Source organism: Amycolatopsis sp. NPDC051102, from assembly GCF_040682815.1.
Lineage (GTDB): Bacteria > Actinomycetota > Actinomycetes > Mycobacteriales > Pseudonocardiaceae > Amycolatopsis.
On record NZ_JBFBBT010000015.1, the window covers coordinates 16,853 to 30,097 of the forward strand.

At 72.6% G+C, this 13,245-nt stretch carries 14 protein-coding genes; 6 read left to right on the forward strand and 8 right to left on the reverse strand.

The window, feature by feature from the left end; all coding sequences use genetic code 11:
* Window position 1: 1 nt before the first annotated feature.
* Window positions 2-697: a response regulator transcription factor gene (locus AB0M93_RS32525; protein ID WP_003105231.1), complete on the reverse strand. Its 696-nt coding sequence runs from the start codon at window positions 695-697 to the stop codon at window positions 2-4.
* A 42-nt stretch (window positions 698-739) separates the two neighbouring features.
* Here AB0M93_RS32525 and hisN point away from each other — a divergent pair, with 42 nt between their 5' ends.
* The 3 genes from hisN (at window position 740) to AB0M93_RS32540 (ending at window position 5,224) form a co-directional block, all read left to right on the forward strand.
* Window positions 740-1,525 carry a histidinol-phosphatase gene (hisN, locus tag AB0M93_RS32530; RefSeq protein WP_364280517.1) on the forward strand — a complete coding sequence of 262 codons (786 nt, stop codon included), beginning with the start codon at window positions 740-742 and terminating at the stop codon, window positions 1,523-1,525.
* Between the two features lie 134 nt (window positions 1,526-1,659).
* Window positions 1,660-4,929, forward strand: a complete 3,270-nt coding sequence (locus tag AB0M93_RS32535) for a GH92 family glycosyl hydrolase (protein WP_364280523.1) — start codon at window positions 1,660-1,662, stop codon at window positions 4,927-4,929.
* Between the two features lie 163 nt (window positions 4,930-5,092).
* On the forward strand, window positions 5,093-5,224 hold the full coding sequence (locus AB0M93_RS32540) for a hypothetical protein (RefSeq protein ID WP_364256704.1): 132 nt from the start codon (window positions 5,093-5,095) through the stop codon (window positions 5,222-5,224).
* Window positions 5,225-5,331: 107 nt separating this feature from the next.
* Here the strand turns inward: AB0M93_RS32540 and AB0M93_RS32545 are convergent, their stop codons facing one another.
* The 5 genes from AB0M93_RS32545 to AB0M93_RS32565 form a co-directional block, all read right to left on the reverse strand.
* Entirely contained in the window at window positions 5,332-5,592 is a 261-nt protein-coding gene (locus tag AB0M93_RS32545) for a hypothetical protein (protein ID WP_103353123.1), read from the reverse strand.
* The gene (locus AB0M93_RS32550; RefSeq protein ID WP_364280526.1) at window positions 5,592-6,572 is read right to left on the reverse strand and encodes a TNT domain-containing protein; all 981 of its coding nucleotides are present in this window, start codon (window positions 6,570-6,572) and stop codon (window positions 5,592-5,594) included. The genes AB0M93_RS32545 and AB0M93_RS32550 overlap by 1 nt, the downstream gene beginning before the upstream one ends.
* Before the next feature lie 109 nt (window positions 6,573-6,681).
* Window positions 6,682-7,611, reverse strand: coding sequence for a hydroxymethylglutaryl-CoA lyase (locus AB0M93_RS32555; protein ID WP_364280529.1), 930 nt, complete (start codon window positions 7,609-7,611; stop codon window positions 6,682-6,684).
* Window positions 7,611-8,201, reverse strand: coding sequence for a PH domain-containing protein (locus AB0M93_RS32560; RefSeq protein ID WP_364280532.1), 591 nt, complete (start codon window positions 8,199-8,201; stop codon window positions 7,611-7,613). The genes AB0M93_RS32555 and AB0M93_RS32560 overlap by 1 nt, the downstream gene beginning before the upstream one ends.
* A gap of 84 nt (window positions 8,202-8,285) precedes the next feature.
* On the reverse strand, window positions 8,286-9,083 hold the full coding sequence (locus AB0M93_RS32565) for a biotin--[acetyl-CoA-carboxylase] ligase (RefSeq protein ID WP_364280535.1): 798 nt from the start codon (window positions 9,081-9,083) through the stop codon (window positions 8,286-8,288).
* Between the two features lie 81 nt (window positions 9,084-9,164).
* Between AB0M93_RS32565 and AB0M93_RS32570 the strand changes: the two genes are divergently transcribed.
* The gene (locus AB0M93_RS32570; protein ID WP_364280538.1) at window positions 9,165-10,187 is read left to right on the forward strand and encodes a C40 family peptidase; all 1,023 of its coding nucleotides are present in this window, start codon (window positions 9,165-9,167) and stop codon (window positions 10,185-10,187) included.
* Window positions 10,188-10,263: 76 nt separating this feature from the next.
* The gene (locus tag AB0M93_RS32575) at window positions 10,264-10,980 is read left to right on the forward strand and encodes a DUF4097 family beta strand repeat-containing protein (protein WP_364280541.1); all 717 of its coding nucleotides are present in this window, start codon (window positions 10,264-10,266) and stop codon (window positions 10,978-10,980) included.
* Here the strand turns inward: AB0M93_RS32575 and AB0M93_RS32580 are convergent.
* A complete protein-coding gene (locus AB0M93_RS32580; protein ID WP_364280544.1) occupies window positions 10,958-11,614 on the reverse strand; it encodes a response regulator transcription factor in 657 nt (218 codons plus the stop codon). The genes AB0M93_RS32575 and AB0M93_RS32580 overlap by 23 nt on opposite strands.
* Window positions 11,611-12,735 carry a histidine kinase gene (locus AB0M93_RS32585; RefSeq protein WP_364280546.1) on the reverse strand — a complete coding sequence of 375 codons (1,125 nt, stop codon included), beginning with the start codon at window positions 12,733-12,735 and terminating at the stop codon, window positions 11,611-11,613. Before AB0M93_RS32585 ends, AB0M93_RS32580 begins: the two co-directional genes overlap by 4 nt.
* A gap of 183 nt (window positions 12,736-12,918) precedes the next feature.
* Between AB0M93_RS32585 and AB0M93_RS32590 the strand changes: the two genes are divergently transcribed.
* Window positions 12,919-13,245, forward strand: coding sequence for a DUF6223 family protein (locus AB0M93_RS32590; RefSeq protein ID WP_364280549.1), 327 nt, complete (start codon window positions 12,919-12,921; stop codon window positions 13,243-13,245).

Consider the following 13,245-nt stretch of genomic DNA (forward strand, 5'->3'; position numbering starts at 1 on the left):
CTTATTCGGCGTTGAAGCGGAAGCCGACGCCGCGGACGGTCGCGATCCGCCGTTCGCCGTCGTGGGTCTTGCTGGTCCGGCCGGCGGCCTCGTCGGCGGCGATCGCGAGCTTCCGGCGCAGCCACGACATGTGCATGTCGAGCGTCTTGGACGTCTTCGACTCGAGGTCGTTCCAGACCTCGGCGAGGATCTCGTCGCGGCTGACGACCTGCCCGGCGCGGCTCATCAGCACGCGCAGCAGCTCGAACTCCTTGTTCGCCAGCTGGACTTCGTGGTTGTCCACGGTGACCAGCCGGGCGCCGAGGTCCATCCGCACCCCGCCGGCCTCCAGCACCTCGGGCACCCGGCGGCGCAGCAGCGCGCGGATCCGCGCCAGCAGCTCGGCGAGCCGGAACGGCTTGGCGACGTAGTCGTCGGCACCCGCGTCCAGGCCGACCACGAAGTCGACCTCGTCGGTGCGGGCGGTGAGCATCAGGACGGGCAGCTCGGTGCCGCCGGCGCGGAGACGGCGGCAGACCTCGAGGCCGTCCATCCCGGGCAGACCGAGGTCCAGCACGAGCAGGTCGACGCGCTGGGCGGCGGTGGCGTCGAGCACCGAAGGGCCGTCGGTGACGACGTGGATCTCGTATCCCTCACGTTCGAGGGCGCGGGAGAGCGGTTCGGCGATGGCCGGATCGTCTTCGGCAAGTAGGACCATGCTCACCTGGCCAACTGTACGGCGGACGGGCGTGAAACCATCGTGACCGTGCCTGGCTACGGAGATGATCTGGCTCTCGCCACCCGGCTGGCTGACGCCGCCGACGCAATCACGACGGCGCGGTTCCGCGCCCTGGACCTGGCGGTGGAGCGCAAGCCCGACCGCACCCCGGTGACCGATGCGGACACCGCGGTCGAGGACGCGATCCGGGCCGTGCTGGCCGAGGAACGCCCCGATGACGCCGTGCTGGGCGAGGAGCGCGGCGGATCCGCCGCGACCGGCCGGGCGTGGGTGCTCGACCCGATCGACGGCACCAAGAACTTCCTGCGGGGTGTCCCCGTCTGGGCCACTCTGATCGCCCTGGTGGCGGACGGCGACCCGGTCGTCGGCATGATCAGCGCGCCCCTGCTCGGCCGCCGGTGGTGGGCGGCTTCCGGGTCCGGTGCCTTCTCGAGCGACTCGGCCGGGACGCGGCAGCTGTCGGTTTCGAAGGTTTCGTCCCTTTCGGACGCTTATCTGTCCACAACGGACTTGAACTCCTGGACGAAGTACCACTCGCGCGAGAAGTACCTCGGCCTGGTCGACGCCTGTTGGGAGACCCGCGCGTTCGGCGACTTCTGGCACCACGTGCTGGTGGCCGAGGGCGCACTGGACGTCGCCGCGGAGTGCATCGTCAACCCGTGGGACGTCGCCGCGGCGCAGGTGATCGTGACCGAGGCCGGCGGCCGGTTCAGCGACTTGGACGGCGTCGCGCGCTACGACAACGGGAGCGCGATCTCGACCAACGGCCGGCTGCACGACGAGGCGCTGGCGATCCTCAAACGGTAACCGGCTGGGCCGCTCGGCGGGAATTCCTTGACCGGTCTGAACGACCGGTGGTTCACTCCCAGTGCTCGCCGGGTCACCCGGTCCGTTGACAACGTTGTCAACCCGGGTCGCCCGCTCACTCCGGGAGGAAGAGCATGCGCAGAGTCGTCACCGCGGCTTTGATCGTCCCCCTCGTCACCGCGGTCGCCCCCGCGGCCGCCGACACCACCGACACCCAGCACCGCGACCTCGCCGCCTACGTCAACCCGTTCGCCGGCGCCAAGGCCGGCGACACCCCCGAGACCAACACCTACGCCGGCGACACGTTCCCCGGCGCCGACGTCCCGTTCGGCATGGTGCAGTGGAGCCCCGACACGCCACTGCAGCCCAAGCCGCCCGCCGGGCAGGGCCGCTACTACGCCCGCGACCGCGACGGCGGCTACGCCTGGGAGGAGAACAAGCTCCGCGGCTTCAGCCTCACCCACTTCAACGGCGCCGGGTGCGGCGGCGCGGCGGGTGACGTGCCGTTCCTGCCGTTCGCCGGGCCGATCTCGACGTCCCCGGCCGTCGACGCGACGAAGTACTTCCCCACCTTCAGCCACGCGAACGAATCCGCGTCCCCCGGCTACTACCGGGTGACGACGGACTCCGGCATCACCACCGAGCTGACCGCGACCCAGCGCTCCGGCCTGGGCCGCTTCACGTTCCCGAAGGGCTCTCCCGCCACGCTGCTGATCGACGTCGCCCAGTCCGCGATGGGCAGCGACGACGCCTCGGTCACCGTCGACCCGGCGCGGCGGACCGTCGAAGGCTGGGTCTCCAGCGGTCACTTCTGCCGCGGCCCGAACACGTACAAGGTGTACTTCACCGCGTCCTTCGACCAGCCGTTCCGGACGTCGGGGACCTGGCAGAACGCCACCGTGACGCCGGGCGGGACCACCGCCCGCGGCGGCGACCTGACCAAGACGACCTGGGACAAGCAGGTCGTCACCGCCGACGGCGGCTCCGGCGCCTACCTGACCTTCGACCCGGCGACACCGGTGCAGGTGCGCGTCGGACTGTCCTATGTGGACGCGGACGGCGCACGGCTGAACCTGGCCGCCGAGCAGCGCGGCGCGTCCTTCGACGCCGTGAAGAACGCGGCGCGCCGGACTTGGAACGACCGGCTACGGCAGATCGCCGTCGAAGGCGGCACGGACGCGGCGACCAGGACGTTCTACACCGCGCTCTACCACACCCTCATGCAGCCGAACGTCTTCTCCGATGTGGACGGTCGCTACGCCGGCTTCGACAAGGCGGTCCACCGCGCGAAACCGGGCCACGCGCAGTACGCGAACTTCTCCGGCTGGGACACTTACCGCGACGAAGTCCAGCTGCTGTCGCTGCTCGCCCCGCACGAAGCCGCCGACATGGCGCAGTCGATGCTGAACCAGGCCGACCAGGCGGGCGGGATCTGGGACCGCTGGTCGCAGAACAACGACTTCATGGGCGTGATGGGCGGCGACCCGTACCACTCGATCATCGCCAGCACGTACGCCTTCGGGGCCACGGACTTCGATGCCCGCGGCGCGCTGAAGTCGATGGTCAACGGCGCCACCCGCGTCCAGCAGGCGGGCGAGCGTGCGCTCGAACGGCCGGGCCTGTCGGACTACCAGACGCTGGGCTACCACCCCAACAACGTCTCCGACATGCTCGAGGAGACGACCGCGGACTTCGGCATCGCCCAGCTGGCCCAGCGCCTCGGGAACCAGTCCGTGTACCACCGGTTCATGAGCCGCGCCCAGTACTGGGAGAACGTCTACAACCCGGCCACGGGCTACCTGCAGACCCGGATGCGCGACGGCCAGTTCCTCTCGCCGTTCGATCCCGCGCAGTACCAGGAAATGCGGTACCAGGAAGGGAATGCGGCGCAGTACACGTGGATGGTGCCGTACAACGTCCGCGGCCTCTTCGACGCGATGGGCGGCAACGACGCCGTGAAGAAGCGCCTCGACTTCTTCTTCACGAAGCTGAACAGCGACGCCAGCTCGCCGTACGCGTTCATGTCGAACGAACCGTCGTTCGAGGTGCCGTGGGAGTACGCCCACGCGGGAGTGCCGTCGAAGACGCAGGACATCGTGCGCCGGTCGGCGGAGCTGTTGTTCAAGCCGGGCGAGGACGGCCTTCCCGGCAACGACGACCTCGGTGCGACGTCGGCGTGGTACGTCTTCGCGGCGCTCGGCATGTACCCGGAGGCGCCGGGGCGGGCGGAAATGGTGCTGGCCAGCCCGATGTTCCCGAAGATCACGCTGACGCGGGCGACCGGTCAGCGGATCGAGATCACCGCGCCCGGCGCGTCCAGCTCGGTGAAGTACGTGAAGGCCCTGAAGGTGAACGGTCAGCCGAGCACGAAGCCGTGGCTGCCGGAGTCGTTCGCGGTGAACGGCGGCCGGCTGGACTTCACGCTCGGAGCGTCGCCGACGTCGTGGGGATCGGGGGCGTCCGACGTGCCGCCGTCGTTCCGCGACGGTGAAGTGGGGGTGCGCGGCCGGGTCGGCCCGGGCCGGGTCGTCGTCGCGCCCGGCTCCGCGAGCACGGCGACGGTCATCGCAGAAGGCATCACCGGCGCGGGCACGGTGTCGTGGCAGGCGAAGCCGCCGGCCGGGATCACCGTGACGCCGTCGAGCGGGACGCTCACCGTGGGCGCGCACGGGACCGCGTCACAGCAGGTTCGCGTCACCGCCGCGGCGGGTGCCCCGGACGCGTACACGAGCGTGCCGGTGACCTTCAGCGGGCAGCCGGTGCCGGCGTACCTGCCGGTGACCGTCGGGAAGCCGGGGACGCTGCACGCGGCGAACACGAACGTCGGCGTCACGGACGACAAGCTCGTCCAGTACGGCGACTTCGGCGAGACCGACCTCTACCCGGGCGGGTTCGCGTTCTCGTACTCCGCGCAGGGCTTCGCCGCGAACGGCATCACGCCGGGCGGGACGGTGACGGTGAACGGGCAGCAGTTCCGCTGGCCGTCGAGTCCGACGGGGTCGCCGGACAACGTCATCGCGGCAGGGCAAACGCTTGCGGTGGACGCGCCGAAGGGGGCGGCGAAGCTGTCGTTCCTCGGCGCGGCGACCGGCGCGGACGCCCAGGGGGCGGTGACCGTCACCTACACCGACGGCTCGACCCAGCAAGGGCAACTCGGGTTGTCGGAGTGGCTGCTGAAGGGCGGAGAGGAGACGCCGCAGTTCGGGAACACGGTCGTCGCGAAGGTGCCGTACGTGAACTCGGCGTTTCCGCGGTACATGTTCCGGCTCCAGCGGCCGTACACGTCGTACCTGTTCGCGACGGCCCCGATCGCCCTTGACCCGGCGAAGCAGGTCAAGTCACTGACCCTGCCCGCGTCGACCGGCGCGGGACAGGCGCACATCTTCACCTACGCGGTGAGCTGACGGGTGGCGGCGGCCGGTCCTTCCCCCCGGCCGCCGCCACGCGCTACCGTGGGTTCGCGGCTGGTTCTTCTCCGTCGACTCCGGGCACGACGCCCGCGAGCCCCTGGGGAAGCCCAGGGGTCGGTCCGGGTCGCAGCAGCGGCCCCCACCCAAGAGGAGAACCGTGTCGCACCGGAAGAAGAGCAAGCGTGGCCGGAAAACACCGGTGGCGGCCCTGGCCGTCACGGATTTTTTCGTCGCCTTGGTCGTGGTCAGCAAGGTGGTGCACCTGCTGAACCAGGCAGGCGTCCTGTAGGTCGCTCCCCGCGACCCCCAGGCTGGTGGAGCGGAACCAGGACGCGTGTGACGGTGCGGCACGAGCCCGGTCGCGACGGCTCCCGCGTCTCCGGACGCGGGAGCCGTTCACTTACCGGGCAGCAGGCCGACGGCGCCGCGGGCGACCTGCGCCCAGGCCAGCCGGCCGAAGAGGTAGTGGCACGCCACCTGTTCGCTGGTGAACCGCGCCCAGTCGTAGCGGTTGCCCTGCTCGCGCCAGAACACCTCCCACGCCTCGTCCTCGCCCTGCATCAGGCACCAGGCGTTGTCGACCTCGGCGCCGAGCGAGACGACCTCCGGCGGCACGCCCAGCACGCCGAGCCACCGCTGGATCGACTGGGTGTTCATCAATCCTCTTCCCACTTGGCCTCGGCGAGGTAGCCGAGGGTCACGAGTTCGTCCGCCGCCAGCAGGGCACGGTACCGGGTGCCGCCGCCGACCTGGCCGAACCAGCCCGCGGTCTCCGACCGCCACATCGGCACCGCCCGCACCACGACGTACCGGCGGTACTCGGCGTCCAGCGTCGCGGGCGGCAGCGAGCGTTCGGCGAACGGCGTGCCGTCCTCGAAGAGCACCCGCCCGTACGCCGGGCCGAAGCGGTCGAGGACCGTGTCGGCCGGGACCATCACCGGCTCGGGGTGGTCCACGCTGCTCTCGGGGAACAGCTCGCCCGGCGGCCACGCGTACTCGGGGCCGAGTTCGCTGTGCCCGACGACGAAGCGGCGGATCCACACCGCCTGCGTCGCGCGGGCGTACGGCACGTACCCCGCGGTCAGGTGCCGCGGCACCGGCCGCGACGGCGCGGTCGGCGAGCGGCGGAAGCCCGCGGTGACGTTGGTGAGCGCCTGGTCGTCGAAGATCAGCCGGGCGTCCGGGTGGTCGTTCGGCGCGAAGCCGTCCGGGTCTTCGGGCAGCGGCAGCTGGCGCGCCGGCTTGTCCATCGCGATCGGCAGGTGCCCGATCGGGAACATGTGCACCAGGAACAGCGCGACGATGCTTTCCCGTTCCGTGCGCGGCGAACCGAGCGGCGGCAGCGGTGCGGGCGACCCCGGGTTCGGCGGCGGGCCGGCCACCGGCGGCGGCCCCGCGATCGGCGGCGGCAGCGGGGCCGGCGTCGGCGGCGGGGGTGGCGGCGGGGCCGGGGGCAGCGGGAACGGCGGCAGCAGCGGCGACACCGCGTGCGGCCACGCCGCGGGGTTGCCCGAGGGCGGGGTCGGCGCCTCTTCGAAGGCGCCGGAATCCGCCAGGCCGTACCCGGGCAGCTGCACCGGCCCGGTGTCGAGGTCGGCCTCGACCGGTTCGGAGCCCGCCTCGGAAGGCTCGGTCACACCCATCCTCCGGCTCGGTCGGTGCCCGGCGGGCACACGCTGTTCGACGCGGCCGCGGCGCTGCCGGTCCCCCTTGATACCGCACCCCTTGCCTGGGGGCGCGACGAGGTCAGCCCAATGCGGCGACCACGCGGGACGGGCTCGGGCGGCCGAGCTGTCCCGCCATCCAGACGCTGGCCCCGACCAGCGCGTCCAAGTCGACGCCGGTGGCCACCCCGAGGCCCTCCAGCATCCACACCAGGTCTTCGGTCGCCAGGTTCCCGGTGGCCGATTCGGCGTACGGGCAGCCGCCCAGCCCGCCCGCCGACGAGTCCACAGTCGACACTCCACATCGGAGCGCGGTCAGCGTGTTGGCGAGAGCCTGACCGTAGGTGTCGTGGAAGTGCACGGCCAAAGTACCGACATCGCCGAACAGCCCGATCAGGTTTTCCACCTGGCCCGCGGTCGCGACGCCGATCGTGTCGCCCAGCGAAAGCTGCGAGCACCCCATGTCCAGCAGGCGACGGCCGGCGTCGGCGACCTGCTTCGCCGGCACGACGCCTTCCCACGGGTCGCCGAAGCACATCGAGAGGTACCCGCGCACGTCGAGGCCCGCCGCGCGGGCCCGCGTGACCACCGGCTCGAACATCGCGAACTGCTCGTCCAGCGCCGAGTTGAGGTTCTTGCGCGCGAAGGTCTCCGTCGCGCTGGCGAAGATCGCGATGTGCTCGACACCGGCTTCGAGGGCCCGGTTCAGGCCCTTCTCGTTCGGCACCAGCACCGGGTACCGGACGCCTTCGCGGCGGTCGAGCCGCGCGAGCAGCTGCTCGGCGTCGGCCAGCTGCGGCACCCACTTCGGGTGGACGAAGCTGGTCGCCTCCAGCGTCGTGAGGCCGGCGCCGGCGAGCCGGTCGAGGAACTCCAGCTTGACCTCGACCGGGACGATCGCTTTTTCGTTCTGCAGCCCGTCGCGCGGCCCGACCTCCCAGATCGTGACGCGCTCGGGCAGGTCGCCTGCCGAGGGAACCCGCTCGGGCAGACCCAGTTCGCGGGTGCCCATCAGCGGCGTCTCTCGCCGCGCGGCGGGTGCCCGCCGCCCTGGGGCGGCAGGGGCGTGGTCTGCTGGGGCTGCTGCGGGGCACCCGGCCGGTAGTCGTCGTACGGGTTGTCGTTGACCTCGCGGTAGATGACCGTGTGCACCTTCTCGACGTGCGGGATGTCCTCGAACCGCAGCGGCTCGTCGGAGGCGGACTCGATGATCAGGGTGCCGCAGCCGAAGACGCGGTCCAGCAGGCCGTGCTCGAACTGGACGCTGTTGATGCGGCCCATCGGGATGTCGATGCCGGTGCGCTTGAGCACGCCCTCGCGGGCGATCAGCCGGTCGGTCGTGACGATGAAGTGGGTGGTCCGCCAGCGCACGAGCGGCGCCAGGAACAGCCACACGACCAGCACCAGCGCGACCACCCCGATGGCGATCAGCCCGGCCGAGTTCCACGGCGCGGACGCGTCCTTGGCCAGGATCGCCAGCCACGTGCCCGCACCCACGGTGACCAGCAGCGCGAGCGTCGGGAAGATCAGCATCTTGAAGTGCGGGTGACTGTGCACCACGACGTGCTCTTGCTCGCTGAGCAAATCGTCCGGATAAGCCACGGCGGACGCTCCCAAGGTCGGTGCGGCGGTGTCGTCCCACCGTACCGGCGAGACGCCCGGCCGGTGAGTGCAACGCCCGGGAAATCAGGCCGGGCGGACGTGGACCACGTCACCCGCGAAGACGGTGTGCCGCTGGCCGCCCGCCACGTCGACCTGAAGCTGCCCGGCGGCGTCGATGTCGGCTGCGCGACCGGTCAGCGAGCTGCCGTCCGGCAGCTGCACCTCGACGTCCTGGCCGAGGGTGGCGCAGTGGGCGCGGTAGTCGCCGAGCAGCCCGGCCTCGGTGAGGTCGCCACCGGCCAGCCGCCAGCGCCGTTCGAGGTCCGCGAACCCGGTGAGCAGCGCGACGGCGACGTCGGTGCGGTCGGTGTTCGTGGCGCCCCGCTCGGCCAGCGACGTCGCGGGCAGGCCGCCCGGCCCCGGCTGGACGTCGCCGAGGGGCAGCACGTTGAGGCCGATGCCGAGCACGATCGACGGCTCGTCCCCGGCGACGGCCTCGGCGAGGATCCCGGCGCACTTGGCGCCGCCGGCGAGCACGTCGTTGGGCCACTTGAGCACGGCGTCCACCCCGACGGACGCGGCGGCCGCGCGGACGGCGAGCCCGGCGACGAGGGACAGTGAGCCCAGTGCCGCGAAGGGGACGCCGGGCCGGAGCGCGACGCTCAGGTACAGCCCGGCCCCCTTCGGCGAGCTCCACGAACGGGCCCGCCTGCCGACCCCCGCCGTCTGTTCCTCGGCCAGTAGAACGGTCCGGTCCGCGGCGCCTTCTTCGACGGCTTTCCGCAGGTCGGCGTTGGTGGAGCCGGCGCGCTCGACGACGTCGATCTTCGCGTAACGATCTTGGAGCGCAGCGGTGAGCCGGCCGGCGTCGATCTCAGGCATGTGCCCACAATATGGGAGTCCCCCTAACGTGCAAGCTACTCGCTCGTTCACTAAGAGGTGCGCTCTTCTAAGTTGGAACCTGTGACGACGAAGCAGACTTCGTGGGCCCGCGGCGCTGCGCTGCGCGGCCTGGTCGCGCTGCCGCTCGTCGCCGGTCTGGTCACCGCGGGCTGGCTGCTGGCCGACCGGTCGCCCGAGCCGGCCGCCGCCCCGCCGCCGGTGGTGCGCGACGCGGTGTCCGGCCCGTCGGTCCTCGAGGTCAGCGCACCGGTGAAGGCCCAGGAGCCCGGCCAGGGCGCGTCCGGCCAGGGCGGGAAGAGCCCCCTGCAGCAGTGGGCCGACCAGCTCGCCGGCCCCCTCGACATCCCCGCGGACGCGCTGATCGGCTACGCGCACGGCGAGCTGGCGCTGCGCAGCGAGGACCCGTCGTGCCACCTCTCGTGGGTCACCCTCGCGGGGGTCGGCTCGGCGGCGTCGAACCACGGCCGCGACGGCGGCAACCTCCTCGGCCTGACGGCGGCCCAGGCGAAGAAGTACGGCGCCGAAGCGCCGGTCGCGGCCGGGCGGGCGCTCTGCGCGGGCGGCACGGACCTCGGCGCCGGCCCCGGCTGGTGGAAGGCGATCGCCGCCTACCACCCGGGCAGCGACACCGAGCTGTTCCGCCAGCGCGTCCTCGGCATGGCCCAGCTGTACGCGACGCTGTCGCTCGACCCGGCGTCGGCCGGCTCGGCCCGCGTCCGCGCGACCCGCTTCGCGCTCGGCCAGCTCGGCCTCCCGTACGTCTGGGGCGGCAACGGCCCGGACTCGGGCGCGGCGGGCTTCGACTGCTCGGGCCTGACGAAGGCGTCGTACGGCAGCGCGGGCGTCGCCCTGCCGCGGACGGCGGACAGCCAGTTCCGCGCGCTCCCGCCGGTCCCGGCCTCCGAAGAGCCCCGCCTGGGCGACCTGGTGTTCTACGGCAGCCCGGCGACACGCATCCACCACGTCGGGCTGTACCTGGGCAACGGCCTGATGATCAACGCGCCGACCGAGGGCCAGGCGATCCAGATCCACACGTACCACTCGAAGGGTGACGACTACGCGGGGGCGGGCCGGCCCGCCTGATCGGGCGTCCGGGCGGTGTCAGCCGCGTGTCAGGTCCGCCGGTGATCGTGGTTCCACCGACCACGAGAGGACCCCGATGACCACCTTCGCCACGCCGCAGCCCATCACCGCCACCCTGACCACCGCCGGCGCCCGCGTCCGGGTCACCGCGACCGACCGGCCGGACACCGTGGTGCGGGTCGAGCCCGTCGACCGCGCGAGCAAGTCCGACGCGAAGGTCGCCGAACGCACGGAGGTCGCCTTCGCCGACGGCGAGCTGTCGGTCAAGACGAGCAAGTCGGGTGACCGGAGCGGTTCGGTGGCCATCACGGTCGAGCTGCCCACCGGCTCCCGGCTGGTGCTGAACACGGCGTGGACGGACGTCCGGACCGAGGGCCCGCTCGGCGACTGCCGGCTGAACGTCGCCTCGGGCGACGTCCACCTCGGGCACGTGACCGGCCACGCCACCATCGAGGGCGGCTCGGCCGCGGTCCGCCTCGGCCACGCGCAGGCGTCCGTCGAGTTCAGCAGCGCCGGCGGCAGTTTCGACGTCGAGCGCGCCGACGGCGACGTGGTCGCCCGGGCCGGCGCCTGCCCGATCCGGATCGGCCGGCTCACCCGTGGTCAGGCGCAGCTGGCCAACGCCTCCGGCGGCATCGACGTCGGCGTCGCCGAAGGCACCACCGCCCAGGTGGACGCCGGCAGCACGAAGGGGCAGGTGCGCAACTCACTGCCCGAGGGCCCGGACGCCGGAGTCAGGATCCACGCCCGCACGCGGCGCGACGACATCGTCATCCGCCGCGCGGCCGGGTGAGCCCCGACTCGTAGGCGAACACCACGAGCTGCGCGCGATCCCGCGCGTGCAGCTTCACCATGGCCCGGTTGACGTGCGTCTTCGCGGTGAGCGGGCTGATCACCATCCGCGCGGCGATTTCGTCGTTGGACAGCCCGCGGGCGACCAGCGCGACGGCCTCGCGTTCGCGGTTGGTCAGTTCGGCGAGACCCGCGCCGGGGACGGGCGGCTGGGTGACGTACCGGTCGATCAGCTTGCGCGTGATCGACGGCGCCAGCAGCGCGTCACCCCGGGCGGCGACGCGCACCGCGTGCAGGAAGTCCTCGGGCTGGATGTCCTTGACGAGGAACCCCGCCGCGCCGGCGCGCAGCGCGTCGAAGACGTACTCGTCCAGGCCGTAGTTGGTCAGGATGACGACGTGCACCGCGGCCAGCGCGGGGTCCGCGGCGATCCGCCGGGTCGCCTCGATGCCGTCGGCCCCGGGCATCTGGATGTCGACGAGCGCGATGTCCGGCCGGTACTCCAGTGCGAGCCGCACCGCTTCGGCGCCGTCGGCGGCTTCGGCGACCACCTCGATGTCGTCTTCGACGTCGAGGAGCGCGCGGAACCCGCTGCGGATGAGCGGCTGGTCGTCGGCCAGCAGGACGCGGATCACGCCGGGTCCACCGGCAGTTCGGCCCGGACGCGGAAACCGCCCTCGTGACGGGGTCCGGCTTCGAGCCGGCCGCCCAGCGCCGTGACGCGCTCGCGCATCCCGGTCAGCCCGACGCCCGGCGCACTGTCCACAGTGGCCTTCCCGTCACCCTTTCCATCGTCGCCCTTACCGTCGTCGTCGACCCGGATGACGAGCGTGCCGGGCCGGTGGTCGATCCGGACCGACGCGGTGGCCGCGGCGGCGTGCCGGGCGACGTTGGTCAGCGACTCCTGGACGATCCGGTAGGCGGTCCGGCCGACCGCCGCCGGCACGTCGTCGCGGCGGCCCTCGACCGTCAGCCGCGCGTCGAGGCCCGACGCCCGGGCCCGGCGCACGAGGTCGGGGACGTCGTCGACTCCGTGCGGCGGGTCGCGGTCGTCGTCGCGCAGGGCTTCCAGGGTCGCGCGCAGTTCGCGGGCCGCCTCCCGGCCGGCGTCCCGGATGGCCAGCAGGGCGTCGGGCACGTCCTCGCCGCGTTTCCGCGCCAGGTGGACGGCGACCTCCGCCTGGACCTTGATGACGGAGATCTGGTGCGTGAGCGAGTCGTGCAGCTCCCGCGCGATGTGCAGCCGTTCTTCGTCGGCGCGCCGCCGCGCGGTTTCCTCGCGGGTGCGCTCGGCTTCGTCGGCCCGGCGTTCGGCCTGGCGCAGCGCCTCCCCGGCCGCCCCGGCGGCGATCAGCCACGCCAGCTGGAGGACGTCCCGCGCCTGCGTGAACGCCTCACCGGCAGGCAGGCCGGAAGCCAGGAGCGCGAGCGGCACCCCGGCCAGCATGACCACCGAAGCCACGACGGCGGCGATCCGGTGTCCCGCCCGGACGGCGGCGTACACGGCGAACAGGTAGGCGACGACGGGCACTTCGAACCCGGCGGCCTGGTAGCCCAGCGCGGACCCCGCGGTCACGGCCAGCACGACGACGGGCGCCCGGCGACGCGCGACCAGCGCCAGCCCGCCGGCCACCAGCGCGGCGTACCCCAGCACGTCGAGGTCCGTCGGCCGGCGCGTCGCGGACAGCCCGGCGACCAGCAGGGCCGCCGCGATCCCGACGGCGACCACGGCGTCCACGATCCGAGCCCGGCTCACCTTCGCACCCTAACCGCCGGGAACTGCTGCGTGCGGCGGATTTCCGGGCTACTGCGCCCGCGGTAGTCCCCCGGTTCCTGCGCCGCCCGCAGCAGCGCGAAGTGTCTGCTCCGGCACAACGACGGGCGAGGGCTCCGGCGGACATGCTCACCGACGTCCCACCCGGAACCGGAGGAGCACCTCATGGACGTCCAAGACCTCGCCGCCGTCAGCACCTACGCCATGACACCCGGGCGCGTCTGGTCCCTGATCGCCGCGGTCCTCGGGGTGGCGGGGGTGGTGGCCGGCGGCCTGGCACTCGCCCGCCGCCGGGGAGTCGTCGTGGCGCTGGCCGGTGGCGTGGCCGCCGCGGTCATCGGCGGCTGGGTGGTGGCCGCCGCCAAGGGCGGTCCCGGCACCGGCTACGGGATCGTCGGCGGCTACGCGGCCCTGGTGATCGGGCTGGTCGCGCTGGTGCTGGGCGGGCTGGCCCTCGCCCGCTCGCGCGGTTTTGTCGGTGGTCGCCGCTAG